Source organism: Aeromonas sp. TS_SC_11 (assembly GCF_057318915.1).
Genome location: NZ_CM170470.1, coordinates 1,633,763 through 1,659,831, shown reverse-complemented (window position 1 = coordinate 1,659,831; position 26,069 = coordinate 1,633,763). Strand labels below are relative to the sequence as shown.

Annotated in this window: 24 protein-coding genes; 19 read left to right on the top strand and 5 right to left on the bottom strand. The window is 60.5% G+C overall.

What is annotated here, in order from left to right; translation table 11 throughout:
• Positions 1-10: 10 nt before the first annotated feature.
• Positions 11-859 carry a GspC family type II secretion system variant ExeC gene (gene exeC, locus AC1P02_RS07805; protein WP_272481857.1) on the bottom strand — a complete coding sequence of 283 codons (849 nt, stop codon included), beginning with the start codon at positions 857-859 and terminating at the stop codon, positions 11-13.
• Positions 860-1,072: 213 nt separating this feature from the next.
• Here exeC and hslR point away from each other — a divergent pair, with 213 nt between their 5' ends.
• The 8 genes from hslR to AC1P02_RS07765 all read left to right on the top strand — a co-directional run bounded on the left by hslR (position 1,073) and on the right by AC1P02_RS07765 (position 8,595).
• A complete protein-coding gene (gene hslR / locus AC1P02_RS07800) occupies positions 1,073-1,471 on the top strand; it encodes a ribosome-associated heat shock protein Hsp15 (protein WP_005315870.1) in 399 nt (132 codons plus the stop codon).
• A 108-nt stretch (positions 1,472-1,579) separates the two neighbouring features.
• Positions 1,580-2,464 (top strand): Hsp33 family molecular chaperone HslO, encoded by an 885-nt coding sequence (hslO, locus tag AC1P02_RS07795; RefSeq protein ID WP_058394888.1) that lies wholly within the window; start codon positions 1,580-1,582, stop codon positions 2,462-2,464.
• A gap of 149 nt (positions 2,465-2,613) precedes the next feature.
• A complete protein-coding gene (gene pckA / locus AC1P02_RS07790; RefSeq protein WP_485184831.1) occupies positions 2,614-4,239 on the top strand; it encodes a phosphoenolpyruvate carboxykinase (ATP) in 1,626 nt (541 codons plus the stop codon).
• Positions 4,240-4,417: 178 nt separating this feature from the next.
• Positions 4,418-5,083, top strand: a complete 666-nt coding sequence (locus tag AC1P02_RS07785; protein ID WP_005315877.1) for a GntR family transcriptional regulator — start codon at positions 4,418-4,420, stop codon at positions 5,081-5,083.
• A gap of 33 nt (positions 5,084-5,116) precedes the next feature.
• Entirely contained in the window at positions 5,117-6,919 is a 1,803-nt protein-coding gene (locus tag AC1P02_RS07780) for an aminopeptidase P family protein (protein ID WP_485184828.1), read from the top strand.
• Between the two features lie 79 nt (positions 6,920-6,998).
• A complete protein-coding gene (locus AC1P02_RS07775) occupies positions 6,999-7,403 on the top strand; it encodes a nitrous oxide-stimulated promoter family protein (RefSeq protein WP_241519070.1) in 405 nt (134 codons plus the stop codon).
• A gap of 123 nt (positions 7,404-7,526) precedes the next feature.
• Complete coding sequence (locus tag AC1P02_RS07770; protein ID WP_059168727.1) at positions 7,527-7,979, top strand: GNAT family N-acetyltransferase; 453 nt, start codon at positions 7,527-7,529, stop codon at positions 7,977-7,979.
• A 139-nt stretch (positions 7,980-8,118) separates the two neighbouring features.
• Entirely contained in the window at positions 8,119-8,595 is a 477-nt protein-coding gene (locus AC1P02_RS07765; protein WP_005315904.1) for an outer membrane lipoprotein, read from the top strand.
• A 74-nt stretch (positions 8,596-8,669) separates the two neighbouring features.
• On the opposite strand, the gene AC1P02_RS07760 is transcribed toward AC1P02_RS07765, so the two are convergent.
• The 3 genes from AC1P02_RS07760 to AC1P02_RS07750 all read right to left on the bottom strand — a co-directional run bounded on the left by AC1P02_RS07760 (position 8,670) and on the right by AC1P02_RS07750 (position 12,382).
• The gene (locus AC1P02_RS07760; RefSeq protein WP_485185435.1) at positions 8,670-10,649 is read right to left on the bottom strand and encodes a bifunctional 2',3'-cyclic-nucleotide 2'-phosphodiesterase/3'-nucleotidase; all 1,980 of its coding nucleotides are present in this window, start codon (positions 10,647-10,649) and stop codon (positions 8,670-8,672) included.
• Between the two features lie 127 nt (positions 10,650-10,776).
• The gene (gene lysE / locus AC1P02_RS07755; RefSeq protein WP_059113733.1) at positions 10,777-11,397 is read right to left on the bottom strand and encodes an L-lysine exporter; all 621 of its coding nucleotides are present in this window, start codon (positions 11,395-11,397) and stop codon (positions 10,777-10,779) included.
• 202 nt (positions 11,398-11,599) lie between these two features.
• Positions 11,600-12,382: a LuxR family transcriptional regulator gene (locus AC1P02_RS07750; RefSeq protein ID WP_005315931.1), complete on the bottom strand. Its 783-nt coding sequence runs from the start codon at positions 12,380-12,382 to the stop codon at positions 11,600-11,602.
• A gap of 62 nt (positions 12,383-12,444) precedes the next feature.
• Here AC1P02_RS07750 and AC1P02_RS07745 point away from each other — a divergent pair, with 62 nt between their 5' ends.
• The 11 genes from AC1P02_RS07745 to AC1P02_RS07695 all read left to right on the top strand — a co-directional run bounded on the left by AC1P02_RS07745 (position 12,445) and on the right by AC1P02_RS07695 (position 25,506).
• Positions 12,445-13,068, top strand: a complete 624-nt coding sequence (locus AC1P02_RS07745) for an acyl-homoserine-lactone synthase (protein WP_058394881.1) — start codon at positions 12,445-12,447, stop codon at positions 13,066-13,068.
• Between the two features lie 265 nt (positions 13,069-13,333).
• Positions 13,334-14,233: a LysR family transcriptional regulator ArgP gene (locus tag AC1P02_RS07740; RefSeq protein WP_485184822.1), complete on the top strand. Its 900-nt coding sequence runs from the start codon at positions 13,334-13,336 to the stop codon at positions 14,231-14,233.
• Positions 14,234-14,319: 86 nt separating this feature from the next.
• Positions 14,320-16,371: an exoribonuclease II gene (locus tag AC1P02_RS07735; RefSeq protein WP_485184820.1), complete on the top strand. Its 2,052-nt coding sequence runs from the start codon at positions 14,320-14,322 to the stop codon at positions 16,369-16,371.
• Positions 16,372-16,765: 394 nt separating this feature from the next.
• Entirely contained in the window at positions 16,766-17,359 is a 594-nt protein-coding gene (locus AC1P02_RS07730) for a TetR/AcrR family transcriptional regulator (RefSeq protein ID WP_440146735.1), read from the top strand.
• Between the two features lie 34 nt (positions 17,360-17,393).
• Complete coding sequence (locus AC1P02_RS07725) at positions 17,394-18,440, top strand: heparan-alpha-glucosaminide N-acetyltransferase domain-containing protein (RefSeq protein ID WP_485184818.1); 1,047 nt, start codon at positions 17,394-17,396, stop codon at positions 18,438-18,440.
• Between the two features lie 455 nt (positions 18,441-18,895).
• The gene (locus tag AC1P02_RS07720) at positions 18,896-20,818 is read left to right on the top strand and encodes a PTS mannitol transporter subunit IICBA (RefSeq protein ID WP_059111577.1); all 1,923 of its coding nucleotides are present in this window, start codon (positions 18,896-18,898) and stop codon (positions 20,816-20,818) included.
• Between the two features lie 37 nt (positions 20,819-20,855).
• A complete protein-coding gene (locus AC1P02_RS07715; RefSeq protein ID WP_058394875.1) occupies positions 20,856-22,001 on the top strand; it encodes a mannitol-1-phosphate 5-dehydrogenase in 1,146 nt (381 codons plus the stop codon).
• 127 nt (positions 22,002-22,128) lie between these two features.
• Positions 22,129-22,650 (top strand): MltR family transcriptional regulator, encoded by a 522-nt coding sequence (locus AC1P02_RS07710; protein ID WP_408114165.1) that lies wholly within the window; start codon positions 22,129-22,131, stop codon positions 22,648-22,650.
• Between the two features lie 181 nt (positions 22,651-22,831).
• Positions 22,832-24,619 (top strand): cation:proton antiporter, encoded by a 1,788-nt coding sequence (locus tag AC1P02_RS07705; protein ID WP_096117817.1) that lies wholly within the window; start codon positions 22,832-22,834, stop codon positions 24,617-24,619.
• Positions 24,616-25,200: a DNA-J related domain-containing protein gene (locus AC1P02_RS07700; RefSeq protein WP_265467425.1), complete on the top strand. Its 585-nt coding sequence runs from the start codon at positions 24,616-24,618 to the stop codon at positions 25,198-25,200. The genes AC1P02_RS07705 and AC1P02_RS07700 overlap by 4 nt, the downstream gene beginning before the upstream one ends.
• Before the next feature lie 57 nt (positions 25,201-25,257).
• Positions 25,258-25,506, top strand: a complete 249-nt coding sequence (locus tag AC1P02_RS07695; RefSeq protein ID WP_005315976.1) for a hypothetical protein — start codon at positions 25,258-25,260, stop codon at positions 25,504-25,506.
• 43 nt (positions 25,507-25,549) lie between these two features.
• On the opposite strand, the gene AC1P02_RS07690 is transcribed toward AC1P02_RS07695, so the two are convergent.
• On the bottom strand, positions 25,550-26,068 hold the full coding sequence (locus AC1P02_RS07690) for a mechanosensitive ion channel domain-containing protein (protein WP_058394871.1): 519 nt from the start codon (positions 26,066-26,068) through the stop codon (positions 25,550-25,552).
• Position 26,069 lies beyond the last annotated feature (1 nt).

Genomic DNA, 26,069 nt, shown 5'->3' with positions numbered 1-26,069 from the left:
CTCCAAATCATTATTCTGACAAGCCGACATAAACGTCGTAGAGCTGTCCCTGCCGTTCGACGGTGACGGTCATTTCCGTGGCGCCTGCCACCTGCTGCATCGCCTGCATGGCCTGAGCGTTATCCCGCAGATCCAGACCATTGATGCTGACCGCCATGTCATTGGCGACCAGACCGAGTTGATTGAACAGTTCTGGATTGCTGCCCGGATTGAGGCGATAGCCGACCATGCGGCCATCCACTCGTACCGGTGAAATATTGAGGTAATCGGTGATCTTGCCGGGGTTGCCCAGCAATTCGCTGCGCACCGAGGAGAGCTTCTCATCCGGGTTGCCCTGCTTGGGCAGGGGTTTGCCGTACTCTTCCCCGTCCAGCATCAGAGTCTCGTCACGCGCGTCACGTTCTATGATGACGCGGTCGGCAAACACCTGGCGAACCTTGGCCTGGGTGCCATCGATGAAGTCACCTATGCCATAGGAATTTTGCACACCGCTGTGAGCTATGATGGCAATGGACTTGGCGGGATCGGAACTGGCCAGCACACCGTTGAGCTGCGCATTGAGCTGGGTCTTGGGTGCGTCGGCTGCGACAGCATCGGCCGCCCGGGCCTGCTGCTTCGCCTTGCCAAACAGTGCCAGCCGGCTGACGCCGCCGAGATCGAGCCGGGCCTTGCCCTGACCCTGACTGCCTGCCACGGCCGGTTGCCAGGGCTGACTGCTCTGCTGGCTACCGAGATCCAGCAGCCGCCAGGTAAGACCGGCGCACTGGTGGGCCAGCAACAGCAGCAAGAGCCAGAACAGGGGCTGGCTGAAACGGGAGAGCGGCACGGTTTTGCAACGGGCCAGAAGGGAGCTCAACAAGTCATCCCTGAACGGTAGCGTCATGTTTATCAATATATTCTGGCTTCCAAATCGGTTGGCTATTGTGTACGGCAATGGACCCAGAGACAACCGACCGGATGGTATCAAGCTGTGAAAATTGACATTCCGTCACACCATCAGCCCCCTGTTTCTATCCCGAGGCCTGCCTCTGGTATAATCAGGCTCCCCTTTCAGCCATCCCGGAGTCGATTCATGCCGAATCCCGCAGAAACCACAACCCAGGTCCGCCTCGACAAATGGTTGTGGGCCGCGCGTTTTTACAAGACCCGCAGCCTGGCCCGCGATCAGATTGAAGGGGGCAAGGTGCACTATAACGGCCAGCGCAGCAAACCTGGCAAGGCCGTTGAAGCCGGCGCCCTCATCCGTGTCTGGCAGGGCCAGGACGAGCGGGAGGTGCGGGTACTGCAAGTGAGCGAACAGCGCAAGTCCGCCCCGCTGGCCCAGCTGCTCTATGAAGAGACGGAAGCCAGCCTGAAAAAACGGGCCGAGAACAGCGAGGCGCGCCGCTTCAACAGCCAGTTTGCCCCAAGCCCCGAGCGTCGTCCCGACAAGCAGGAGCGGCGCCAGCTGATCAAGGTCAAGCAATACTGACTCGCCAACGTGGCCCTTTTATGACGACAGGGGGCGAGATAAGTTCCTAACCACCTGTTTATTATTGTTTTTATCTATTCACCTCACCTAAAAACCCAGGAATGCATGATGAGTAACCAAGATCTCCTGTATCGCTATCTGTTTGAAGAGTACGAAGTCCGGGGTGAGCTGGTCCAGCTGGATCACACCTACCGCCACGTGGTGGAAGCCCAGAGTTATCCGGTGCAGGTGCAAAAATTGTTGGGTGAACTGCTGGTCGCCACCAGCCTGCTGACCGCCACCCTCAAGTTCGAAGGCTCCATCACTGTGCAGTTGCAGGGTGATGGCCCTGTCCGTCTGGCGGTGATCAACGGTGACAACAACCAGCAGTTGCGCGGCGTGGCCCGCTATGAAGGGGAGCTGCCGAGCGATGGCAAGCTGCAGAGCCTGATTGGCAACGGCCAGCTGATCATCACCATCACTCCGGAGCAGGGCGAGCGCTATCAGGGCATCATAGCCCTGGACGCCGATACCCTGGCAGGTTGCCTGGAGCACTACTTCGCCCAATCCGAACAGCTGGCCACCAAGCTCTGGATCCGTACCGGCTACCACCAGGGTGAACCGCGCGCCGCCGGCATATTGCTGCAGGCGTTGCCCGCCCAGAGCGAGGATCACAGCGCAGATTTCGATCACCTGACCCAGCTTACCGCCACCATCAAGGATGAAGAGCTGTTCGGGCTGGAAGCGGAAGAGATCCTCTACCGTCTCTACCACCAGGACAAGGTGCGGGTGTTCGATCCCCAGGCAGTCGAATTCCGTTGCACCTGCTCCCGCGCACGCTGTGAAGGGGCCCTGCTGCAGATAGAAAAGGAAGAAGTCTTGGAGATGGTGCAGGAGCTCGGCAAGATCGACATGCACTGTGATTATTGCGGCGCCCAGTACCAATTTGATGGGATCGACGTCGAAACCCTGTTCAGCAGGGCTCCCGATAATGATGCAAACAAGTTACACTAATTGAAGGCGGGCAAAACCCGCCTTTAACTTAAATAACAAAAAAATACCCTATTTTATAAAGTTTGATGGCGATCTCTAAACTCTACCACCTAAGTGATAGGATGAATGCCAGATAGAACCCTACCAACCTCTGAACCCAGGAGAATACAATGACAATCGTGGCAGAACCCACCCTGGCCCAACAATTAGAACTGGACCAGTACGGCATCAAAAACAGCCAAGAAATCGTTCGCAATCCTTCCTACGAGCAGCTGTTCGCGGAAGAGACACGTTCTGACCTGGAAGGGTTCGAGCGCGGTGTAGTGACTGAACTGGGCGCCGTTAATGTCAACACCGGTATCTTTACAGGCCGCTCCCCGAAAGATAAATATATCGTCAAAGACGCCACCACCCAGAATACTGTGTGGTGGTCTGACCAGGGTAAAAACGATAACAAAGCCATTACCCCGGAAGTGTGGTCACATCTGAAATCCCTGGTGACCAAACAGCTCTCCGGCAAGCGCCTGTTTGTGGTCGATGGCTTCTGCGGTGCCAACCCGGATACCCGTCTGGCCGTGCGCGTCATCACAGAGGTGGCCTGGCAGGCTCACTTCGTCAAGAACATGTTCATTCGCCCGAGCGATGAAGAGCTGAAAGCCTTCAAACCTGACTTCGTGGTGATGAACGGTGCCAAATGCACCAACCCGAACTGGAAGGAACAGGGTCTCAACTCCGAGAACTTCGTTGCCTTCAACCTCACCGAGAAGATCCAGCTCATCGGCGGCACCTGGTACGGTGGCGAGATGAAGAAAGGGATGTTCTCCATGATGAACTACTTCCTGCCCCTGCGCGGTATTGCCTCCATGCACTGCTCCGCCAACGTGGGTCAGGACGGCGACGTTGCCATCTTCTTCGGCCTCTCCGGCACCGGCAAGACCACCCTCTCCACCGATCCCAAGCGTCAGCTGATCGGCGATGACGAGCACGGCTGGGACGATGACGGCGTGTTCAACTTCGAAGGGGGCTGCTACGCCAAGACCATCAAGCTCTCCAAAGAAGCCGAGCCGGACATCTTCAACGCCATCCGTCGCGATGCGCTGCTGGAAAACGTGACCGTTGCTGCCGATGGCACCATCGACTTCGATGATGGCTCCAAGACCGAGAACACCCGTGTCTCCTACCCCATCTATCACATCGAGAACATCGTCAAGCCGGTCTCCAAGGCGGGTCATGCCAACAAGGTGATCTTCCTGACTGCCGACGCTTTCGGCGTGCTGCCCCCGGTTTCCAAGCTGACCAAGGAGCAGACCAAGTACCACTTCCTGTCTGGCTTCACCGCCAAACTGGCCGGTACCGAGCGCGGCATCACAGAGCCGACTCCGACCTTCTCCTCCTGCTTCGGTGCGGCCTTCCTCAGCCTGCATCCGACCAAGTACGGTCAGGAGCTGGTGAAGCGGATGGAAGCGGCCGGCGCGGAAGCCTATCTGGTCAACACCGGCTGGAATGGCACCGGCAAGCGCATCTCCATCAAGGATACCCGCGCCATAATTGACGCCATCCTGGACGGTTCCATCGAGAAAGCCGAGACCAAGATACTGCCGGTCTTCAATCTGGAAGTGCCGACCGCACTGCACGACGTGAACCCGGCGATCCTCGACCCGCGTGACACTTATGCCGACAAGGCCGAGTGGGACGCCAAGGCAGAGGATCTGGCCCAGCGCTTCATCAAGAACTTCGAGCGTTTCACCGACAACGAAGAGGGCAAGCGCCTGGTCGCGGCAGGTCCGCAGCTGTAACGCCAGCACCCGTCTTCTTGCAAACTCCAATACCGGTCAGCCCTGCTGACCGGTATTTTTTTAACCAGATGGCGGCGTTTGATCCCCCCCAAACCTTGCCTTGTGGGCGGTTGCGCGTTAGATTCAGCCCAACTTTATACAATATACAATTTTGTAACGATTCCCCTGTGACCCGACCATGACCCCACCCTACAAGACCCGAACCCAGATGGTGATGGAGAACCTCCGCGGCCGGATCCTGCGTGGGGAGTTTCCCGCCGGCGCCCCTCTTCGTCAGGATGCCATCGCCAAGGAGCTGGCGGTGAGCCGCATTCCGGTGCGGGAAGCCCTGATGCAACTGGAGGCCCAGGGACTGGTGAAATTCGAGGCCCACCGCGGCGCCGTGGTCACCATGCTGGACGCCTCGGCCATCGAGGAGCTCTTTTATTTGCGAGCCCTGCTGGAAGCCGATACCCTGTTTCACGCCGTCGACCTGATGACGGAGGAGACCTTTGCCAAGGCAGAGGCCATCCTGGCCCAGTTTGATCAGGCGCTCGAGTCAGGCACCCAGATCGAACACTGGGCAGAGTTGAACCACAGTTTTCACGCCACCCTCTATCAGGCTGCCGGTCGCCCCCAGGCGCTGGAGCTGATTGCCCAGATCAATCTGAGCTGTGACCGCTATGTACGCTTCGAGCTGCTGTTTGCCAGCGACGGAGTGGACAAGGCCGAACGTGAGCACGCCCAGTTGCTGGCGCTGTGTCGCGCCCGCCGCAAACACGAGGCTGTGGTGCTGCTCAAACAACATATCGAGGCGGCTGGCCAGTCGATCAAACGGATCCTGGACAGCGGCCACAACCACTGAACACTCACATCACTACAATCTGGCATTAACGACATGAATCATTTCGAGATTATTGAAACCCGCGTCGCCCAGGTCAGGGCCGCTCTGGCCATTCAAGAGCTGGACGCCTTCATAGTCCCCCACGATGACGAGCACCTGGGCGAATACATTCCAGCCTACGCAGAGCGTCTGGACTGGATCACGGGTTTCAACGGCTCCGCCGGGCTCGCCATCATAATGGCGCAGCGGGCGGCCCTGTTCATCGACGGTCGTTACACGGTGCAGGCCCGCATGCAGGCACCGGCCGAGCTATTCGAGTTTCTTCACCTGAACGAAGATCCCCATGTGCAGTGGCTGGCTGAACAACTGCCGTCCGGTTCCCGGGTCGGCTTTGACGCCCGCCTGCACAGCCTGGCCTGGTATCAACACGCCAAGGCCCTGCTGACCGAACGTGGCATCGAGCTGGTACGGGTCGATGAGAACCCCATCGACCTGCACTGGAGCGATCGCCCCGCGCCGACCAAAACCCCTGTCATTCTCTACAGCGAAGAGCTGGCAGGCCAGTCGAGCCAGGCCAAGCGCGAACTGCTGGCCACAGACCTGCGCAAGCGCGGGCTGGATGCCGTACTGCTGACCCAGGCCGAGCCCATCAACTGGCTGCTCAACCTGCGTGGCCGTGACGTGGAGCGTCTGCCGGTAGTGCTGGGTTTTGCGGTGCTCTACGCCAACACCAGCATGGATTTCTTCGTCGACACCGACAAGATTGACTGCATCGCCTTCTCCAAACATGTGGGACAGGATGTCTCCGTCTACCCCATCGACAAGCTGGGTGATGTGCTGCAACGCATTGGTGAAAACCAGCAAAGAGTACTGGCCGATCCCAACACGGCCAACGCCTGGACCCAGCTCATCATGGAAGAGGCAGGCGCCATCCTGGTGGCCGGTCAGGATCCGACCATGCTGCCGAAGGCGTGCAAGAACCCGGTGGAGCTGGCCGGCATGCAGCGCGCCCACCTGCGTGACGGCGTCGCCGTTACCCGTTTCCTCGCCTGGCTGGATCGGCTGATCGCCTCCGGCGAATTCGAGGGGGTGGATGAAGGCACCCTGGCAGATCAGCTGGAAGCCTTCCGTCACGAGCAGGAACACTACGTCGAGCCGAGCTTTGACACCATTTCGGCGCTGGGGCCCAACGCCGCCATGTGCCACTACCGTCACACCAACGGCACACCACGCCCCTTCGGTCAGGACAGCATCTATCTGGTGGATTCCGGTGCCCAGTATCTGGACGGCACCACTGACATCACCCGCACCGTCAAGGTGGGTGAGGTGACTGACGAGCACAAGGCCATGTTTACCCGGGTGCTGCAGGGCCATATCGCGCTGGATCAGGCCCGCTTCCCGCGCGGTACCGCCGGCATCCAGCTCGACGTGCTGGCCCGCATGCCGCTGTGGCAGGCGGGTTACAACTATGACCACGGCACAGGCCATGGTGTCGGTCACTTCCTGAGCGTGCACGAAGGCCCCCAGCGCATCGCGCCCAAGGGGAGCCTGGTGGCGCTGCAACCGGGCATGGTGCTCTCCAACGAGCCGGGTTACTACCGGGAAGATGCGTTCGGCATCCGCTGCGAAAACCTGGTGGTCGTGACCGAACAGGAACAGATGGGCGAACTGGCGATGCTGGGCTTCGAGCGCCTGACTTATGTGCCGTTCGATACCCGCCTCATCGATCGCAGCCTGCTGAGCCCGGCCGAGTTCCGCTGGATCAACGAATACCATGTCGAGGTGTTCCGCCGCCTGAGCCCCATGCTGGAGGGCGAGGATCTCCTCTGGCTGGAACAAGCAACCAGCCTCATCTGATGACACAGGGCCTGCGGGCCCTGTTTTTTTGCCTCACGTCTTGACCTGTATCAACACCCAGTCCCCTCAGGTCAGGACAATGACCGCCATGAAACCCCATGATCCCGACTCAATGCACAGCACTCGTGCCAGCAAGGCATCCGAGCACCCCAGGCTCAAGCGGGAGCAGCAAACGGTCAGCGCCATGATCCGCCTCTACTGCCACCACCACCATCAGGATCCCGCCTGTCGGCACTGCCAGCAGTTGCAAGCCTTCGCCCACCAGCGACTGCGGCGCTGCCGTTATGGTCACGGCCACAAACCGACCTGCGCCAACTGCCACATCCACTGCTATGCCCCCGCCATGCGCAAACAGATCCAGCAGATCATGAAATGGAGCGGCCCGCGCATGCTGTGGCGTCACCCCTGGCTTGCCCTGTGCCATCTGCTGGACAGCCGCCGCAAGGCCCCAAGATTGCCCAACAGCCGGCCCCTGCCGCCCTGACACAGACCTTCGACCACGCGCGCCCGACATCATCAGGTAAGCTTGCATCAGCCAGGATGGCCCACTAACCTGTGACTCCTTTGACTGCCGCACGGCAGCACGAATGCAATGACAGGAGCCCGGATGCATCAGCCCCCCGTTTTGAGAGTGGCCACCCACGCCGACATGCACGCCATCTGGCAGATAGACGTCAACGTCTTCGGGGAGGATGTCTATCCAGGCTTCTTCTTTCGCCAGGCCATGGATCTCTGGCCCGAGCTGCTGCTGGTGGCCGAACTGGATGGCAAGCTGCTTGGCTATGCCCTGGGTGGATTGGGACAGGATCGGTCGCAAGGCTGGCTGCTCTCCCTGGCTGTGTTGCCCGAGGCGCGCGGCTTCGGTCTTGCCGAGCGCATGATGCTGCAGCTGGAGCAGGCACTGACCCAGGTGCTGGTCGAACGCGTCAGACTGACGGTGGATCCGGCCAATCCGGCCAAACGCCTCTACTTTCGACTCGGTTATCAGCAAGTTGCCGAGGAGCGCGACTATTTCGGCCCGGGTGAAGATCGCCTGCTGCTGGAAAAAAGCCTCGGCTAATCCCGCTGCAGGCGTCGCCTCCCGTCCCCGAGTCTCATAATTGGTTACACTTTGCTGGTTTCATGCTCAATCCGGTTGGCGTAAAGTTGCACTCACTGACCGAATTAACCAGATTAGATGCCAGCCCAGGAGGCCCATCATGTTGAAACGTATGACCCTTATCGCCTTGTTGGCCGCCACCACTGCCACCACCCTCAGCGGCTGTGCCAACAGCGATGTCTACTCCGGCGATGTCTACACCAAGGATCGTGCCAAGCAGGTCCAGACAGTGAGCTACGGCACCATACTCTCCACCCGCCCGGTCAAGATCCAGGCCGATGAGAACTCTCTGGTCGGCACCATAGGCGGCGCCGTGGTCGGTGGCCTGCTCGGCAGCACCATAGGGGGTGGCCGGGGCAGCGATATCGCCGCCGCCGGTGGTGCCATCGCAGGTGCCGCCGCCGGTAAAGCTGCCGGCGACAAGCTCAATCAGGTTGACGGTGTCGAGCTCGAGATCAAGAAAGAGAACGGCGAATCCATCGTGGTGGTGCAAAAAGCCAGCCCCACCTTCGTACCTGGCGCCCGGGTACGCATGACCCAAGGCAACGGCAGCATCAACGTGGCCGTGGTGAACTAAGCACAGACCACCAGCCGCCCACGAAAAAGCCCTCGCACTGCGAGGGCTTTTTTTATCGTGTTTTCCAGCCAGGGTTACTGACGGATCAGGCGGAAGATGGCGTAGCCCGGATGCTTGGCATCGTCCATCGGCAGGGTGGACTTGTACTCCAGATCCGCGCCGGCCAGTTGTTTGGCCTCCTCGCGGGGAGAGGAGTAGAGCCGCACGTCCACGTTGGCGGGCAGGGCCTTCATGTGCCAGTTGTTGTTGGCCGCCGGGCTGAAACCACCCGGGTTGTCGGCAGACTGGGCCTTCAGGTACTGGGCAATGATCTCCCGCGTCTCGGAGGGATCTTCATGCACTATGTTGCTGCCGTCTATGCCCGGGAAATGACCGCCACCGCTGGCGCGGTAGTTGTTGGTCACCACGTAGAACTTCTGGACCGGGTCAATGGGCTGGCCGTTGAAGGTGAGCGCACTGATGCGCTGGCCGTTGCTGACCTTGTCCCCTTCCTTGTTGTACCGGGCCGGCTGGGTGATATCCACTTCATAGTTCACGCCATCGATCACATCGAAGTTGTAGGTGGGGAACTTCTCGTTCACCAGCCACTGCACCTCTGTCTTGCCGGTGTCGATCTGGTTGAACTGACCGGCGCTCATCTCCAGCCACTCCTTGACGGTGGCCCCGTTCACTTCGACCACCTGCAAGGTGTTCGGATAGATATAGAGGTCGGAGACGTTGCGCAGGGAGATGTCGCCCTGGGCCACATAAGTGAAGTCATTGATGCCGTTGCGACCGCCACGGAAGGGGGCCGCCACCGACAAAATGGGGTAGGACTCCTTGAGCAGACCGTCTTGTTGCAGCTGTTCGGCATAGCGGCGCTGGGCATCGCTCACCAGTTGCACCGAAGGGTCGTCCTGTACCAGAGCGAAGAAGCTGTGGATGGAGGAGGTGATCTTGCCGAGCGGTTCATCCAGCCACTGGTTGGTGGCATCGTGATCCGCCTGCACCAGATCGACGACTCGCTGATCCACGGCGCTGCCTTCACTGGAATCGATCTTGCGCAGGCTGGCCTGGCTTTGCTTCACCTGCCACTTGCCCTCAACCTGCTCCAGGGTGAGGTCTATGATGCCCAGATGGTTGCCCCAATAGCCTGGCATCACGGTTGGCACGCCGCTCAGGGTACCGGCCTGGTTGTCCACCTCCGGCAGATCCGGGAAATCACCGGGGAAGTTCTTGTGGGCATGCCCCAGCATGAGGGCATCCACCCCTTTTACCTTGGCCAGGTGCCAGGCGGAGTTCTCCATCATGGCTTCGTAGCTGCTGGCGTTGATGCCGGTGTGGGCGACCACGACCACTATGTCGGCGCCCTTGGCACGCAACTCTGGCACATAGTGGTTGGCGGTCTCGACCATGTCGGCCACCACCACCTTGCCTTCCAGATGACGCTTGTCCCACTGCAGCACCTGCGGCGGAGTCAGCCCCAATATGCCCACCTTGACGGTCTGCTCCTGCCCCTTGTCATCCTTCACCTTACGCTCCAGCAGCAGGTAAGGGGTGAACTTGTTGCCACTCCAGTCGATCTGCCCCTTGGCATCGCGCTTGAAGGCGCCCGCCTCGAACACGTTGGCGTTCACATAGGGGAACTTGGCACCCTGCAGTGTCTTGGTGAGGTAATCCAGCCCATAGTTGAATTCGTGGTTGCCCAGGTTTCCGGCATCATAACCCAGCTCGTTCATGGCCTTGAACACGGGGTGGGCCTGCTTGTCGAGGTAACCGGCGCCCGATTGCTCGAAGATGTAATCCGCCAGCGGCGTGCCCTGGAGCAGGTCACCGTTGTCGAGCAGCAGGTTGTTGGGATTTTCCGAGCGCGCCGCACGGATCAGCAAGGCGGTACGGGAGAGGCCAAACTTGCGATCTTCCTTGTTCTGGTAGTAATCGTATCCCAGCACGTTGGAGTGGATATCGGAGGTCTGGATCAGACGCAGGGCCACAGCGCCCGGTTGCGTCTTGCTGTCGCTTTCATTGCTACAGGCAGACAACAGCACTATGGCTGCAATAGCACCCAGCTTCATGGTTTTATTCACTGTTTTTTCCCTTTTATTATGAGTGTCGCTTTACCAGCGACGGGAATTTAACAGACGAATATGTCATGGCATGAAGCCGGGATTAATTTTTATGAGGTGTGGCACAAAAATAGCCTTATGAGGCCAGCAAGGCCCCACTCGCCAGTTGCAATGCCAGTCCCAACATGATTAAACCAACAATAGTATCAATAGCTTGCTGCACCCGGCCCCGTGCAAGCCAGGGTGAGAGCGCGGCCGCACCAAAGGCGAGACTGTAGAACCAGACCAGGGAAGCCAGCATGGCCCCTGCCGCAAAGGCCGGGCGCAACGGTTCGGCAAACTGGCTGCCAAAGGAGCCGAGCAGCATCAGGGTATCCAGATAGACGTGAGGATTGAGCAGGGTCACCCCGAGCGTCATGGCCAGCACGCTCTTGACCCCCATCAGCCGGGGTGAATCCACCAGCGCAGCCCCCTGCCCTTGCCAGGCACTGCGCAGGGAGCGAATGCCGAACCAGCAAAGAAACAGCACACCACCCCAGGTCAGCAGCGCCAGCCCGATGGGACTGGCTGCCAGCAGGTTGGCCCCGCCGAATACCCCAATCCCGATCAGGATGAGATCACACAGACAGCAGAGGGTCGCAGCCAGCAGATGGTGATTGCGATGTATGCCCCGGCTCAGCACGAAAGCGTTCTGGGCACCAATGGGAATGATCATGGCAAGGCCAAGGGTGAAGCCTTGCAGAGTGGTCGCGAACATGGATAAACCGTCCAGAAGAGTGAGTGGACGGCACTATAAAGGGCGGTGGGGTGTTCAGAGAAATTCATTAATCTGCTGAGTGATTCATTTCTCTAATCAAGCGGGATCCTGAGGGCAGGGATGAATTCCATCCGGCACCAACTGTCAATTGCATGATCTGACAATTGTGAGCCTGTCGCTCTGCCCCGAGAATCATTGGGTTTTATTGCATCAGCTTGGGGAAGTTGGTGACAACGACCTGCTCCAGATTGGGCAGCAAAATGCCACTGCTCACCCCCTTGGCGATGGCCTGGTAGCGATTCATCGACCCCGTTTTACGGGTGACCTGATTGAGGTGGTAGTTCACGGTACGTTCCGTGATCCCCAGGATGCAGGCAATTTCACCCGACGTTTTCCCTTCGCTGGCCCAGAACAGGCATTCGGTCTCACGGTCAGTCAGGGCCTCCTGAGGGTCATCTTCCCGCAGACTGACCCGCACAATCCGGATCGCCGCCTCGAAGATGTAGTTGGACATCCAGGAGAGGATGGGCGAGGACTCCAGCAGCAGATCGCTTGACGCCCGCTCGGCGGTGATGAACGACAGTATGCCGTTTTCCCCCGCCGCACCGTGCAGCGGAAACGAAATACCGTTTCGCAGCCCGAACTCCGCCGCCAACCCCATCACATCCAGACTGCCCTCTTGCAGAAAACGCGCCCGTTCATCCAGTCGGTTCCAATAAATGGGCAAGGTCTGCTTGCGGGCCAGCTGGATGATGGGATCACAGGCCAGCATATGGTTGGCCGTATAGGCCTGCACCCAGGAGTCAGGGCACTGATTGAACAGCACCACCTTGGGCCTTTGCATCGACATGGGAATGATCAGTGCGAACCGGTAGTAGTCATAGCCCATACCGAGCGTGAATCGACCGATCAACTCGGCCAAACGATCCCCGTCTGTTACCGAAGTGAAATGTTCGAGGTACTCAAGCAGTTGGTCTTGTTTCATATGCTAGCCCCCCTGGCCAGGGCCTCGATTATAGCGCCGAACACTGAAATGGAGACATCTGAATGCTTGTTTTCAAAGGAAAATTAAAAGAACACCCCAGATGGGAGGTAGAAAACGAGCTTTATCGCTTCCGTAATCGCGTCTTCTCCGATCGTCTCGGCTGGGATGTGGAGTCTCACCGTGGTCTGGAGCAGGACAGCTTCGACACCCCAGACACCCATTGGGTGCTGATCGAGGACGAAGAAGGCCTGTGCGGCTGCATCCGTCTGCTCAGTTGCGCCCAGGATTACATGCTGCCCAGCATATTCCCCACCGCTCTCGCCGGGGAGATGGCACCACGCAGCAGCGATGTGTGGGAACTGACTCGCCTCGCCATCGACGCCAACCGGGCGCCGCGCATGGGCAACGGGGTGAGCGAGCTGACCTGCGTCATCTTCCGCGAGGTTTATGCCTTCGCCAGGGCGAAGGGGATCCGGGAACTGGTCGCCGTGGTCAGCCTGCCGGTGGAGCGTATCTTCCGCCGTCTCGGCCTGCCCATAGAGCGACTCGGTCACCGTCAGGCCGTGGATCTGGGCGCAGTGCGCGGGGTCGGAATCCGCTTTCATCTGGATGAACGTTTCGCCCGTGCCGTCGGCCACCCCATGCAGGGCGAGTATGCCGATGCCAGGGAACTGGTCACCGAGTAAACGCCACATAAAAAAATCCCGGGATAAGGCCCGGGATTAAAAGTTCTCGCTATGGCCCGTTTCCACCCCATGCAAAAACGGACGCAAAAGAGTATCTCCTGAATACCTTTTGACCACCACTGTCACATCTCGCAGTGACAAACCCGCTTTCACCCCGCACACCACGCCAGCCGTGCCTCTCGGCGATCCGGTCAGAGTTTCGTTGTCGTCCTGCCATCACTCCAGTAGCATCTCTTCTCAATACCCTCTCTGATAAGGAATGCTGATGAAGGCGTTGGACTACAAGCTGCTGCTGGCGCTGGATGCCGTAATGCAGGAGCAGAACTTCGAGCGCGCCGCCCAGCGCCTGCACATCACCCAGTCCGCCATCTCACAGCGCATCAAGCAGCTGGAACAACAGTTTGCCGAGCCGCTGCTCATTCGCAGCCAGCCACTACAGGCGACCCCTCTTGGCCAAAAGCTGCTGGCCCACTACCGCCAGGTACGCCAGCTGGAACTGGAGCTGGCCGGCGAGATCGCGCCCGACGAACCGCAGGCCCCGATCCGGGTCAGCATAGCGGTCAACGCCGACAGCCTGGCAACCTGGTTCCTGCCAGCCCTCGCACCTCTGCTGGAGCAGCACCCTATAGAGCTGAACCTGCTGGTGGATGACGAATGCCGCACCCTGGATCGGGTGCGCGAGGGTCAGGCCTTCGGTGCCGTCAGCCTGCACGGCCAGCCACTGGCGGGCTGCTGCGTGGACGAGCTCGGCGAGATGCGCTACCTGCTCACCGCCAGCCCCGCCTTCGTCGCCCGTCACTTTCCCGCCGGGCTCACCCCGGCAGCGCTGGCAAAGACACCGGCGGTGGCCTTCGATCAGCGCGACGACATGCATGTGAGCTTCATGGAGCGCCACTTCGGGCTGGAACCCGGTGGCTATCCCTGCCATACGGTGCGCTCGTCGGAAGCCTTCGTCGCCATGGCAGAGCAGGGACTCGCCTACTGTCTCATCCCGGAACTGCAGATCCGCCAGCAGCTGGCACAGGGGAGACTGCTCGATCTCAGCCCCTCACATCACCTCATTGAGCGCCTCTACTGGCACCGCTGGGTGCTGGAGCGCGGGTTGCACAAACAGATCTCCCAGCGTCTGATCAGCGAGGGGCGCCGCACACTGCAACCCGGTTGACGGGGCCATTCACCTTGGCTTTGAGGGGGTAAAATCGTATAGTGCTGGGCGTTTCTTCATCAGGTCTCCACTCAGGTTCCTCACTTATGTTCCAAGACAATCCGCTGCTGGCCCAGCTCAAGCAACAAATCCGCGAAAACATCCCCAAGAAAGAGGGTGTTATCCGCGCCTCGGACCGGGGCTTCGGCTTTCTGGAAGTCGATGAGAAGACCAGCTATTTCGTGCCGCCCCCCTACATGAAAAAGGTGATGCACGGTGACCGGGTGAGCGCCCTGATCCGTACCGAAAAAGATAAGGAAGTGGCCGAGCCGGATGCCCTGCTGGAGCAGGCAGTGACCCGTTTCGTCGGTCGCGTCAAAATGTTCCGTGACCGCCTCAACGTGGTGCCGGACCACCCCCTCATCAAGGATGCCATCAAGGCCCGCGCCAAGAAGGGTCTGGATGAGAAGTCCTTCAAGGAAGGGGACTGGGTGGTTGCGACCCTCAAGCGCCACGCCCTGAGTGATGGCAACTTCTCTGCCGAGATCATCGAAAAGATCGCCGATCAGGAAGACCACAATGTGCCCTGGTGGGTGGTGCTGGCTCGCCATAACCTGGCCCAGATAGAACCGGCTGATCTGCCGGAGTGGAAGGTGATCGAGGAAGAGGAGCTGCCACGTACCGATCTGACCGCGACCCCCTTCTTCACCATTGACGGCGCCAAGACCAAGGACATGGATGACGCCCTGGCCATCCGCAAACTGGACAACGGCTGGGAGCTGCTGGTCGCCATCGCCGACCCGACCGCCTATGTGGCCGAAGGCAGCGAGCTGGACAAGGAAGCTGCCCAGCGCGCCTTCACCGTCTACATGCCGGGTCGCAACGTGCCCATGATACCGCGCACCCTCTCGGACGAGCTCTGCTCCCTGAAAGAGGGCGAGGAGCGCAACACGCTCTGCGCCCGCCTGCTGATCGCCGAAGATGGCCTGCTGCTGGAGGAGACCGAGTTCTTCGCCGCCCGCATCATCTCCCATGCCCGTCTCAACTATGACGAGGTCTCCGACTGGGCCGAACAGGGTAAACCTCTCGAGATCGACGCCGGCGTGATGGCCCAGCTGCCGCTGATGAAGGCCATGACGGAGGCGCGGATCAAGTGGCGTACCGAGCACGCCCTGGTGTTCCCGGACAGACCCGACTACGACTTCGAGCTGGGGGAAAATGGCGCAGTGCTGGCCATTCACGTGGAACCGCGCCGCATCGCCAACCGCATGATCGAAGAGTCGATGATCGCGGCCAACATCTGCGCCGGTCGCGTGCTGGGCAAGAGCGTCGGCTACGGCATCTTCAACGTCCACACAGGGTTCGATGAAGAGTCCCTCGACGGCGCCATCGACCTGCTGAAAAGCGCCGAGGCCCCATTCGAGCGCGACGAGATCGCCAGCCTGACCGGCTTCTGCGCCCTGCGCCGCTGGATAGACAACCTGGACACCCGCTGGCTGGATGGCAAGATCCGCCGCTTCCAGAGCTATGCGCTTATGTCCTCCGAGCCGGGTGCCCACTACGGCCTGGGGCTGGATGCCTACGCGACCTGGACTTCCCCGATCCGCAAATACGGCGACATGGTCAACCATCGCCTGCTCAAAGCCGTCATCGCCGGCAAGACCCCGGGCGATCGTCCTAGCCAGGAACTGACCGAGCACCTGACCGCCTGTCGTCGCCTGCACCGCATGGTGGAACGCGACATCGGCGACTGGCTCTATGTCCGTTACCTCAAGGCTGCCGCCGGCACCGATCAGGTGTTCAACGCCGAGATCATCGACGTGATGCGCGCCGGTCTCAAGCTGCGCCTGCGCGAAAACGGCGCCGTTGTCTTCATGCCCGCCCGTCACATCCTGGACAACAAGGATCGGCTGGAGTGCAACTGGGACAATGGCCGTGTCTACCTGGACAAGACCGAAGTGGTCTATGAACTGGGTCAGGTTATCGAGGTCAAGCTGAGTGAAGCGGTGGAAGAGACTCGCTCCCTCATCGCCAAACCGGCAGTGGAGCTGGTACCAGGCCCGGCACCGGAAGCCCCGGTGGCCGACAGTGCCGTAACCGAGAACACGGTAGCCGAAAGCACTGAGACACCAGCCGAGGCAGCCCCCAAGGCGGAATAAGCCAAGCCTCTACAGCTCGATGCAAAAGCCCGCAACCCTGCGGGCTTTTTTATACCCCTTGTTCATGGCCGGCAGGAAGACGATGCCCCGCCCTCAGCCCCCTTGAGCCAACAGACGAACGCTCTGAGGAGCGGGTAGCCCGACGAGAAGATGGCTCCAGGAGTGCAATGACCCTCTACCTGTCATGGCGTTGACCAGCTGGGGGACCGGATTATTCGGGAACGTCACTGGCCGCTCGGCGGACGCATGGCTTGCCCTGGAGTCTTCCGACCAAGGAGATGCCTCCTCTTGGCTAACTGTGGCTTGCTTCTTTTTCACACCGGAGATAAGGTGAACATCACAAATGAACGAACGTTCGCTCACGAAATATCGACCAGCAGAGAGGAAGCCGACCATGTCCATCAATCACAACCGCCTGGAGCAGCGGCGGGAGCTGATCATCCAGGCAGCCCTCGGCTGCTTCATCGAGCGGGGCTTCCACCAGACAGGGATGCGTGACATAGCCGCCGCCGCAGGGGTGAGTCTGGGCAACCTCTATAACCACTTCGCCCGCAAAGAGGAGCTGATCGCGCTGATCGCCTCGCTGGAAGCCGCCGAGTTGCAGCCTCTGCTGGATGAGCTGGATCAGGGCTCCGCCCGCGCGGCACTGGCCCGCTTCGCCGCTGGCTATCTCGCCTGGTCGCAGACGCCGGAGAATCTGCTGCTCGGCACCGAAATCCTGGCCGAGCTGACCCGCCACCCCGAGATGGCCGCCACCTTCGCCGGCAACCAGAGCCAGCTGTGCGATGCCCTTGCCAATACGGTACGGCGGGGACAGCAAGAAGGATGTCTGGAGGCAAGACTGGACCCCGCTCTCACCGCCCAACTGCTGCTGGACGGGCTGGAAGGACAGGCACTGCGCGATGCACTTGTCCTACATCCGGATCAGCCCTCAGCGGCGCAACGACTGCCCCAGCTGCTGGACCTGCTGCTGGGGCCGGCCAACTGAGCCATGGATTCTTCTCCTGCGAGGCAAACCGCTTATGACATCGTCATCCAATAGACTGGAGGGGCTGGATCTGGCCCGCGCCATGGCCCTGCTCGGCATGGTGCTGGTGAACTTTCGCATCGCCATGGGGGTGCTGACAGGCGGGCCTGACTGGCTCAAAGTCATGCTGGATGCGCTGGAGGGTCGTTCTGCCGCCAGCTTCGTGGTGCTGGCCGGCATAGGTCTCGGTCTCTCGAGCCGCAAGCTGAGCTGGCCGACAGCCATGCAGCACACCGCCAAGCGGGCCCTGTTTCTGCTGATCCTGGGACTGCTCAACTATCTGGTGTTTCAAGCCGACATCATTCACTACTACGCCGTTTACTTCCTGCTGGGGGCTTGCTGCCTGCGGTTACCCTCCCTCTGGCTGCTCGCCCTGATCCCCCTGCTGGCAGCGGGCTTCGTCATCCTGCTGTTTCACTTCAATTACGATCAGGGCTGGCAGTGGCACAGCTTCAGCTACCCCGAGTTCTGGACCCTGAACGGCTTCGTCCGCAATCTGCTGTTCAATGGCTGGCACCCTGTGGTGCCCTGGCTGGGCTTTCTGCTCTACGGCCTCTGGCTGAGTCGTCAGGCCCTCGCGAACGCGAGCGTACAGAGATGGCTGCTGGCCGGCGGTGTGGGGGCCATGGTGCTGGCCAAGGGGCTGTCGCTCTGGCTGCTGATACTGTTCCCCCAGCCCGAACTGGCCCCCCTGCTCGCGACCGGGCCCATTCCTCCTGCCCCGCTCTACCTGCTGTTTGGCATGGGGGCGGCCAGCACCCTGATCGCGCTCTGCCTCTGGCTCGGCCGCACCCTGCCCACTGCTCGCTGGTGGCGAGTCTGGCTGCCGGTCGGACGGCAGACGCTGACACTCTATATCGCCCATGTCATGCTCGGCATGGGCGTGCTGGAGGGGCTGGGCTGGCTGCAGGGGCAAGATCTGCCCGAAGTGGTACTGGCCGCCACCCTCTTTGCCCTGACGGCTCTGTTGTTCGCCAATCTGTGGAGCCTGCGCTTCGCCAGAGGACCACTGGAGGGGGTAATGCGCCGCTTGTGCGGTTGAATGCCAATCATGAAAAACTGAAAGTGGGTTACAAACCTACTGATTCATTGGCGATTAATGAGCAAATACTATCTATCCATCGTTATCCCTCTCGGATTTTGCATCCCACACACTGACCCGTTTGAATACAAATTAAATATTCGTGACAGCAATCACATTGACAGCGGGTTTGCGCAAACCACAAAAGGTGACACGAATCACACTAAATGGGTGATGGCGGCAAGAAAGATCGAAATGTAGCCAAACTACAGAGCTTGAATGTGATCAGGGTCACTACTTATGGAGGGGGTATGGCTGGGTATTTGAGAGGTACGTCACAAGACACCCCGTTTTCAGCCTAATTTGATCACAAGCTGGTAGATTGAAGTTGCTTAGACGACTGGGATGGGGGTTCGGCAAAACCCGTCATCCCGACTACCACTTTTAATCAAACAGGCTTAAAACGGGGTCCCGACATGTTATCACCGGATACCAAAGTCAAGATACAGAATTTTGGACGCTTCCTGTCCAATATGGTCATGCCCAACATAGGCGCTTTCATCGCCTGGGGCTTTATTACCGCTCTCTTCATTCCCACCGGCTGGCTGCCAAGCGAAACCTTGGCCAAGCTGGTCGGCCCCATGATCACCTATCTGCTGCCGCTGCTGATTGGCTATACAGGCGGCAAGCTGATGGGCGGTGAACGGGGCGGCGTGGTCGGTGCCATCACCACCATGGGCGTGATCGTCGGTACCGACATCCCCATGTTCATGGGTGCCATGATGGTCGGTCCGCTGGGTGGCTGGGCAATCAAGCGCTTCGACAAAGTGATGGAAGGGCGCGTCAAGAGCGGCTTCGAGATGCTGGTCAACAACTTCTCCGCCGGTCTCATCGGCATGTTGCTGGCTATCCTCGCCTTCTTCGTGATCGGTCCCTTCGTCAAGGTGCTCTCCGGCGTACTGGCGGGTGGCGTCGGCTTCCTGGTGGAAAACCACATGTTGCCGCTCACCTCCATCTTCGTTGAACCGGCCAAGATCCTGTTCCTCAACAACGCCATCAACCACGGCATCTTCTCGCCGCTGGGGATCCAGCAGGCGACCGAACAGGGCCGCTCCATCTTCTTCCTGATCGAAGCGAACCCGGGCCCGGGCATGGGCGTGCTGCTGGCCTACATGGTATTCGGCCGTGGCGCCGCCAAGCAGTCCGCGGCTGGCGCCTCCATCATTCACTTCTTCGGCGGCATCCACGAGATCTACTTCCCGTATGTGCTGATGAACCCGCGCCTCATACTGGCGGTGATCGCCGGTGGCATGACAGGGGTCTTCACCCTGACTCTGTTCAACGCCGGTCTGGTCTCCCCTGCCTCACCGGGTTCCATCTTCGCCGTGCTCTTGATGACGCCGAAAGCCTCCCTGATCGGGGTTGCCCTCTCCATCATCAGCTCGACCCTGGTCTCCTTCCTGGTCGCCGCCGTGTTCGTTCGCGCCCAGCAGCCGGAAGCCGACGAGGCCGATGCGCTGGGTGAAGCCACCCGCAAGATGAAAGCCATGAAGGGCGGCAAGCCCGAAACCGCGGCGGCCAAGAAGCCGGGCGGCGAGCTGATGGCGGTGCGCAATATCGTGGTCGCCTGCGATGCGGGCATGGGATCCAGCGCCATGGGTGCCGGCATGCTGCGCAAACGGGTGCAGGCTGCCGGGCTCGACATCAGCGTCACCAACCGTGCCATCGATCAGCTCGACGATCAGGTGGATTGGGTCATCACCCACAAGGATCTGACCGAACGGGCCCGTCGTCATGCGCCGAACGCTCACCATATCTCGCTCACCAACTTCCTCGACAACGGCCTCTATCAGGAGCTGGTGCAGAACCTGACGCTGGCGGCCAACGATGACGTGGCCAACCCGCAACTGCTGGTCGCGGCCAACGATGACAACTACGAACTTCAAGCGGCTGAAGTGTTTACCCTGAGTCGTCACGACGTGCATCTGGGGCTCAAGGCCGACAACAAGGAGGCCGCCATCCTGACCGCTGGTAGACTGCTGGCGGAACGGGGCTACGTGGCACCGGATTACGTCAACGCCATGCTGGAGCGCGAGCAGCTGGTCTCCACCTACCTCGGCGAGTCCATCGCCGTGCCCCACGGCACCATAGCCGCCAAGGAGTTTGTGAAGCGTACCGGCATCGTCATCTGCCAGTATCCGGCCGGCGTTGCCTTTGGCGAGGCGGCGGACGAGGTGGCACGACTGGTGATCGGCATCGCCGCCCGCAACGACGAACACATGCAGGTAATAACCCGCCTGACCAATGCACTGGATGAACCCGGTCTCATCGACCGGCTGGCCAGCACCACGGATCCCCAGGAGTTTCTGGATCTGCTGGGTGCCGAACAGGCTGCGTAATCATCCTTCATCGTCTTTGGTTGTAGAGGTTAATATCATGAAAACATTGCATTTTGGTGCCGGCAATATCGGTCGTGGCTTCATCGGAAAACTGCTGGCCGACGCCAGCCATCAGGTCACCTTCGCCGACGTCAACGAGACCCTGATCGATCAGCTCAACCACCGTCAGGAGTACAAGGTGCACGTGGTGGGGGCGGATCAGAAGCTGGACGTGGTACGCAACGTAGCGGCGGTCAGCTCCGCCGGACACGAGGTGATCGCCCGTATCATCACCGCCGATCTGGTCACCACGGCGGTCGGCCCCAACATTCTGGACAAGATTGCCAGCACCCTGGCCAAGGGGCTTCAGGCCCGTTTCGATGCCGGCAACCTGAGCCCGCTCAACGTCATCGCCTGCGAGAACATGGTGCGCGGCACCAGCCACCTCAAGCAGGAGGTACTCAAGTACCTGCCGGTCGCGTATCATGCCACGCTCGAATCCTGCGTCGGCTTCGTCGACTCGGCGGTGGATCGCATAGTGCCGCCTGCCGCGGCCAACGACGATCCGCTGGAAGTGACGGTGGAGAGCTTCAGCGAGTGGATCGTCGACCAGACCCAGTTCAAGGGCGAACTACCCCAGGTGGCGGGCATGGAGCCCACCGACAACCTGATGGCCTTCGTCGAGCGCAAGCTGTTCACCCTCAACACCGGCCATATCGTCACCGCTTACCTCGGCAAGTTGCGGGGCTACCGCACCATTCGTGAGGCGATCGAGGATCCGGTGATCCGCAGCAAGGTGCGCCGCGCCATGGAGGAGAGCGGAGCCGTGCTGGTGAAACGCTACGGCTTCGACCCGCGTCTGCACGCCGCCTACATAGAGAAGATCCTGGCCCGCTTCGCCAACCCCTATCTGGTGGACGAAATTGACCGGGTCGGCCGTCAGCCGCTGCGCAAACTGGCGGCAGGGGATCGGCTGGTGAAGCCGCTGCTCGGCACCCTGGAGTACGGCCTGCCGAGCGACCATCTGCAAGAAGGAATCGCAGCGGCGCTGCACTATCACAACGCCGATGATCCCCAGGCGATGGAGCTGCAGGCCCTGCTGGCGGAACTTGGGCCGGCCCAGGCCCTGGCCCGGGTGACCGGCCTTGCCGCCGACAGCGATATTGTCAGTGCCATCGTCGCCCGTTACGACAGCTTGAAGTGACCCTGATGGGGCGCACTCACCGCCAGACCGCCGCCTCAACCGGTTGAATGGCATGGGAATTCGCCTCATATGATAAAAACCGGGAGAGAGGCACTCTCTCTCCCAGTCAGCTGGACCCAATGCACCTATGACCACACACCAGGAAGATGAAGTACTGGAGCGACTGAACGAGCAGGATGGCCCCCGCGGTTTCTTTCTCGAAGTCGTGACCATCCTGGAAGAGGCGGTCGACTCCCTGATGCGGCGAGCCTTTCGCCAAGAGGAGTATGCCGTCAAATACGCCATCGAACCCCTGCTCAACCAGAGCGGCCCCCTCGGCCAGCTGGAGGTGCGCCTCAAGCTTATCTTTGCCCTCGGCCTCATCTCTCTGGAACGCTATCAGGATCTCGAAGCCTACCTGAAGATCCGCGATTTTCTGGTGCGCGACCCCAAGGATTACCGCTTCAGCGACAAGCCCATTCGCGATCTGCTGGACAAGCTGCATTGCCTGAACCAGGGCAGCATGATGCCGCAGGATCCCCCTGCCAACGAGGAGGACTGGCCCTTCTACCAGATGCAGCTCAACCGGCTCGATCAGGTGGTGCGCTCGGCCCTGGTGCTGGCGGTGGCCGACTGTGTCACCGACCTTCACAAAGAGAGCCCCATCTAATTCGACGGATAATGGCTACGTAGCGCCCCCCACTCCTCTGCGGCCACGCCCTTTCCGGCCCACCATGACGCCGACTGTCGCGCAGCTCCCCACGGCACTTGCTCCCGACCTCTGCGGGTGTCAATCTGGCCATCTTCCCCGCTACACTTCCTCCAAGCTCATTACCTGAATCGAGGTCTGCATGACTGCTCTTTCCCTGGCCGGGATCGCCCTGGTCTCAGTGCTGGCCCAGTGGCTCGCCTGGTCACTGCGAGTGCCCGCCATTTTGTTTCTGCTGCTCACCGGCCTGACCCTGGGACCGGTCAGCGGCCTGCTCGACCCCGATGCCCTGCTCGGCGACCTGCTGTTTCCGCTGGTCTCTCTGTCGGTGGCCATCATCCTGTTCGAGGGTGCCCTGACCCTGCATCTGACGGAACTCAAGGGGATCGGCAAGGTGGTGCGCAACCTCTGCTCCACCGGCATGCTGGTCAGCTTCGCCGTCATCGGCAGCGCCAGTTACTTCCTGCTGGGACTGGACTGGCGGGTCGCCATGCTGCTCGGCGCCGTGCTGGTGGTGACCGGCCCCACTGTGGTTGCGCCCATGCTCAACGTGATCCGCCCCACCCGGGAGGTGGATCGCATACTGCGCTGGGAAGGGATCGTCATAGATCCCATCGGTGCCCTGTTCGCCGTGCTGGTGTTCGAGGCGGTACGCCTCGGCAGTCAGGGCGATCTGCTCAGTCACACCCTGCTGGCGCTGGCAAGAACCGTCGGAGTCGGAACCCTGATCGGGGTTGGAGCCGGTTGGCTCACCACACTGCTGATCCGCAAGGACTGGCTGCCGGTCAGCCTGCACAAGTTCGGGGTATTGGCGCTGGTGCTGGTCACCTTCAGCCTCTCCAACTGGCTCAGTCACGAATCCGGCCTGCTGGCGGTGACCGTATTCGGCATCTGGCTCGCCAATCAGGAGGGGCTGGATCTGGAGGAGGTACTGGCATTCAAGGAAGATCTCGCCGTCATCCTCATATCCAGCCTGTTTATCCTGCTGGCGGCACGCCTCGATCTGGCCCAGCTCTGGCAGCTTGGCCCCATGGTGCTGGTACTGCTGTGCGTGGTGCAGTTTGTGGCACGACCGCTCTGCATCCTGGTCTCGACCTGGGGCTCGGATCTCTCCTGGCAGGCCCGCGCCCTGCTGAGCTGGATAGCGCCGCGGGGCATAGTGGCGGCGGCGGTCAGTGCCTCCTTCGCCATCAGCCTGCATCAGGCCGATATTCCCGATGCGGACAAGCTGGTGCCCCTGGTGTTTGCGGTGATCATCTCCACTGTGGTGTTGCAGAGCCTCACCTCGGCGCCGCTGGCGGGCCTGCTCGGGATGCGTCAGAGCGCCCCCAACACCTGGCTCATCATAGGTGCCAACTCTGTGGCCAGGGCCATAGGCAAGGCGCTGGCGGATCAGGGAGTCCCAGTCTATCTTTCTGATCCTGCTTGGGAATTTTACAAGCAGGCACGCATGAGCAACCTGCCCTGCTATTTCGGCAACCCCCAGTCGGAACATGCCGAGCTGCATCTGCCGCTCACCAGCATCAGTACAGTGCTGGCGCTCTCCCCCAACCGTCACAACAACGCCCTCGGCGTGCTGCACTTCGCCCACCTATACGGTGAAGAGAAGGTCTACTCCCTGCGCTCCAGCGAACAGCACGGCAAGGCGAACCGGGAGAGTGCCACCTTCCGCGCCCGCCAGAACCTGTTCGGGCCCGATATCAACTACGCCCGCTTGAGCGGCCTGCTGAGCCGGGGCGGCCAGATCAAGGCGACTCGCCTGAGCGACACCTTCGACTGGACGCAATATCAGGATGCCAACCCCGGTGCCATACCGCTGTTCGTACTGGATGCCAGGGCGCAGCCCCGCATCGTCACAGGTCCGGTCACGCCCCTGTCAGGAGAGTTGCTGATCGCACTGCAACCGCCCAAGGAGACGGCCAGCTCATGAGTGAGACAGAGCACTGTCACAACCCGCTGCTCGCCCCCCTGCTGACACTGCTACAAGAGGCGGCGGCCAGCTACAAGGTGCACGAACTGCTGGCCGCCCTGCGCCAGCAAGGAGCCATTCCCACCCTGGCCGGGGATGAACAGCTGCAGCTGTTTCGGGTCAACTTTCTGATCATGAATGCCCTCTACCAGTTGCAGGCTGAGCTCCATGACGCTGGGTGGTGGCTGGTGATCAGCTCCCTGGATATACGGCTAGAGCCCCTTGCAGGGGTAACAGATACTCGCCAGAGGTTGGCCCTCGGCCAGTCTCTGCGCAACTACTACCTCGACTGGCAGGTGTTCTGGCAGACCGACCGGGAAGAGGTGGAGGCTCTGCTCAACCGCTTCTGGCGCGCTTATGACGGAGCGGGACACAGGGCGGAAGCGCTGGCCCTGTTCGAGCTGACCGCAGATGCCAGCCAGGAGACAGTCCGCCGACGCTGGCGGGAGCTTGCCCTGCAACACCATCCGGATCGGGGTGGCGATGCAGAGACCTTCATCCGCATGCGCTGGGCCTGGGAGTGTCTGAACACGGCCAGATGAATCAGGCAGATTCAGCCACTAGACTTGAAGAGGCGCTATGAGTCACAGGAGGACGTCATGACAGTCAATGAACTTCGCCTGCTCTATCAGCAGCAAGCCTTCAAGGAAGCCGAGATACTGCAAGATGCCATACTGCCGGGCTGGATCGTGGAGTTCAGAGGGCAAGATGGCCGCTTGTACGAGATGACTGACACCCTGGGTTGCCCCCTCTCGTTCGGATCGGTCGAAGAGGCCCGCCAGCACATTCATCTGGTGGCAGACTGCCCCATCCAGGTCGAGCATCTCTATCGCTTCTTCGAACGCTGATAGAGACACATGATCAAAAAAAGGCTCCGTGAGGAGCCTTTTTTCATTCTGGCTGCAGGGGGTCTGCCACCTTGCCCTCCAGTCGCCTGACCGGCTTTTGCAGGATCAGGTTGGCGGGATAGGTGACCAGATCGCCGTTGTCATCCCGCACCCGCACATAGAAGAGACCGATCTCGGTGATGACGCCGGTGACGGAATCATCCTTGTCGAGGATGCGGATCCGGTCGCCAATCTTGTAGGGAAAGGCGAAGAAGATGGTGATGCTGGCGGTGATGTTGGAGAGGATCGACCACTGGGCCACCATGGCCACCCCGAGCACGGCGAAGAAGGAGGAGGCGAGCACCACCAGCCGTGAAAAATCGAGCCCCCATACCCCGGCCAGGATCAGCAGGGTAGTGCAGCCGAGCAGGAAGTGGAACACGTGCTCCACATAGAGCACCCGGTTCTCGCTCACTTGTCGGGTATGGGCCAGCGCCAGCAGACTCTTGTGAATGAGGCTGCGGATCAGGGTGTGGCCCAGCAACAGCAGCAGGGTCACACCAAAAGATTGCCAGGTTGTCATG

Excerpts from the sequence above, each read along its gene's own strand:
- AC1P02_RS07760 (WP_485185435.1), bottom strand. The coding sequence starts at position 10,649 with ATGAAGCTGGGTGCTATTGCAGCCATAGTGCTGTTGTCTGCCTGTAGC.
- AC1P02_RS07770 (WP_059168727.1), top strand. The coding sequence starts at position 7,527 with ATGCATCAGCCCCCCGTTTTGAGAGTGGCCACCCACGCCGACATGCAC.
- AC1P02_RS07785 (WP_005315877.1), top strand. The coding sequence starts at position 4,418 with ATGACCCCACCCTACAAGACCCGAACCCAGATGGTGATGGAGAACCTC.
- AC1P02_RS07695 (WP_005315976.1), top strand. The coding sequence starts at position 25,258 with ATGACAGTCAATGAACTTCGCCTGCTCTATCAGCAGCAAGCCTTCAAG.
- pckA (WP_485184831.1), top strand. The coding sequence starts at position 2,614 with ATGACAATCGTGGCAGAACCCACCCTGGCCCAACAATTAGAACTGGAC.
- AC1P02_RS07690 (WP_058394871.1), bottom strand. The coding sequence starts at position 26,068 with ATGACAACCTGGCAATCTTTTGGTGTGACCCTGCTGCTGTTGCTGGGC.
- AC1P02_RS07705 (WP_096117817.1), top strand. The coding sequence starts at position 22,832 with ATGACTGCTCTTTCCCTGGCCGGGATCGCCCTGGTCTCAGTGCTGGCC.
- AC1P02_RS07720 (WP_059111577.1), top strand. The coding sequence starts at position 18,896 with ATGTTATCACCGGATACCAAAGTCAAGATACAGAATTTTGGACGCTTC.
- AC1P02_RS07710 (WP_408114165.1), top strand. The coding sequence starts at position 22,129 with ATGACCACACACCAGGAAGATGAAGTACTGGAGCGACTGAACGAGCAG.
- AC1P02_RS07750 (WP_005315931.1), bottom strand. The coding sequence starts at position 12,382 with ATGAAACAAGACCAACTGCTTGAGTACCTCGAACATTTCACTTCGGTA.
- AC1P02_RS07775 (WP_241519070.1), top strand. The coding sequence starts at position 6,999 with ATGACCGCCATGAAACCCCATGATCCCGACTCAATGCACAGCACTCGT.
- hslR (WP_005315870.1), top strand. The coding sequence starts at position 1,073 with ATGCCGAATCCCGCAGAAACCACAACCCAGGTCCGCCTCGACAAATGG.
- AC1P02_RS07715 (WP_058394875.1), top strand. The coding sequence starts at position 20,856 with ATGAAAACATTGCATTTTGGTGCCGGCAATATCGGTCGTGGCTTCATC.
- AC1P02_RS07725 (WP_485184818.1), top strand. The coding sequence starts at position 17,394 with ATGACATCGTCATCCAATAGACTGGAGGGGCTGGATCTGGCCCGCGCC.
- AC1P02_RS07740 (WP_485184822.1), top strand. The coding sequence starts at position 13,334 with ATGAAGGCGTTGGACTACAAGCTGCTGCTGGCGCTGGATGCCGTAATG.
- hslO (WP_058394888.1), top strand. The coding sequence starts at position 1,580 with ATGAGTAACCAAGATCTCCTGTATCGCTATCTGTTTGAAGAGTACGAA.
- AC1P02_RS07700 (WP_265467425.1), top strand. The coding sequence starts at position 24,616 with ATGAGTGAGACAGAGCACTGTCACAACCCGCTGCTCGCCCCCCTGCTG.
- AC1P02_RS07765 (WP_005315904.1), top strand. The coding sequence starts at position 8,119 with ATGTTGAAACGTATGACCCTTATCGCCTTGTTGGCCGCCACCACTGCC.
- AC1P02_RS07730 (WP_440146735.1), top strand. The coding sequence starts at position 16,766 with ATGTCCATCAATCACAACCGCCTGGAGCAGCGGCGGGAGCTGATCATC.
- AC1P02_RS07780 (WP_485184828.1), top strand. The coding sequence starts at position 5,117 with ATGAATCATTTCGAGATTATTGAAACCCGCGTCGCCCAGGTCAGGGCC.
- lysE (WP_059113733.1), bottom strand. The coding sequence starts at position 11,397 with ATGTTCGCGACCACTCTGCAAGGCTTCACCCTTGGCCTTGCCATGATC.
- AC1P02_RS07745 (WP_058394881.1), top strand. The coding sequence starts at position 12,445 with ATGCTTGTTTTCAAAGGAAAATTAAAAGAACACCCCAGATGGGAGGTA.
- AC1P02_RS07735 (WP_485184820.1), top strand. The coding sequence starts at position 14,320 with ATGTTCCAAGACAATCCGCTGCTGGCCCAGCTCAAGCAACAAATCCGC.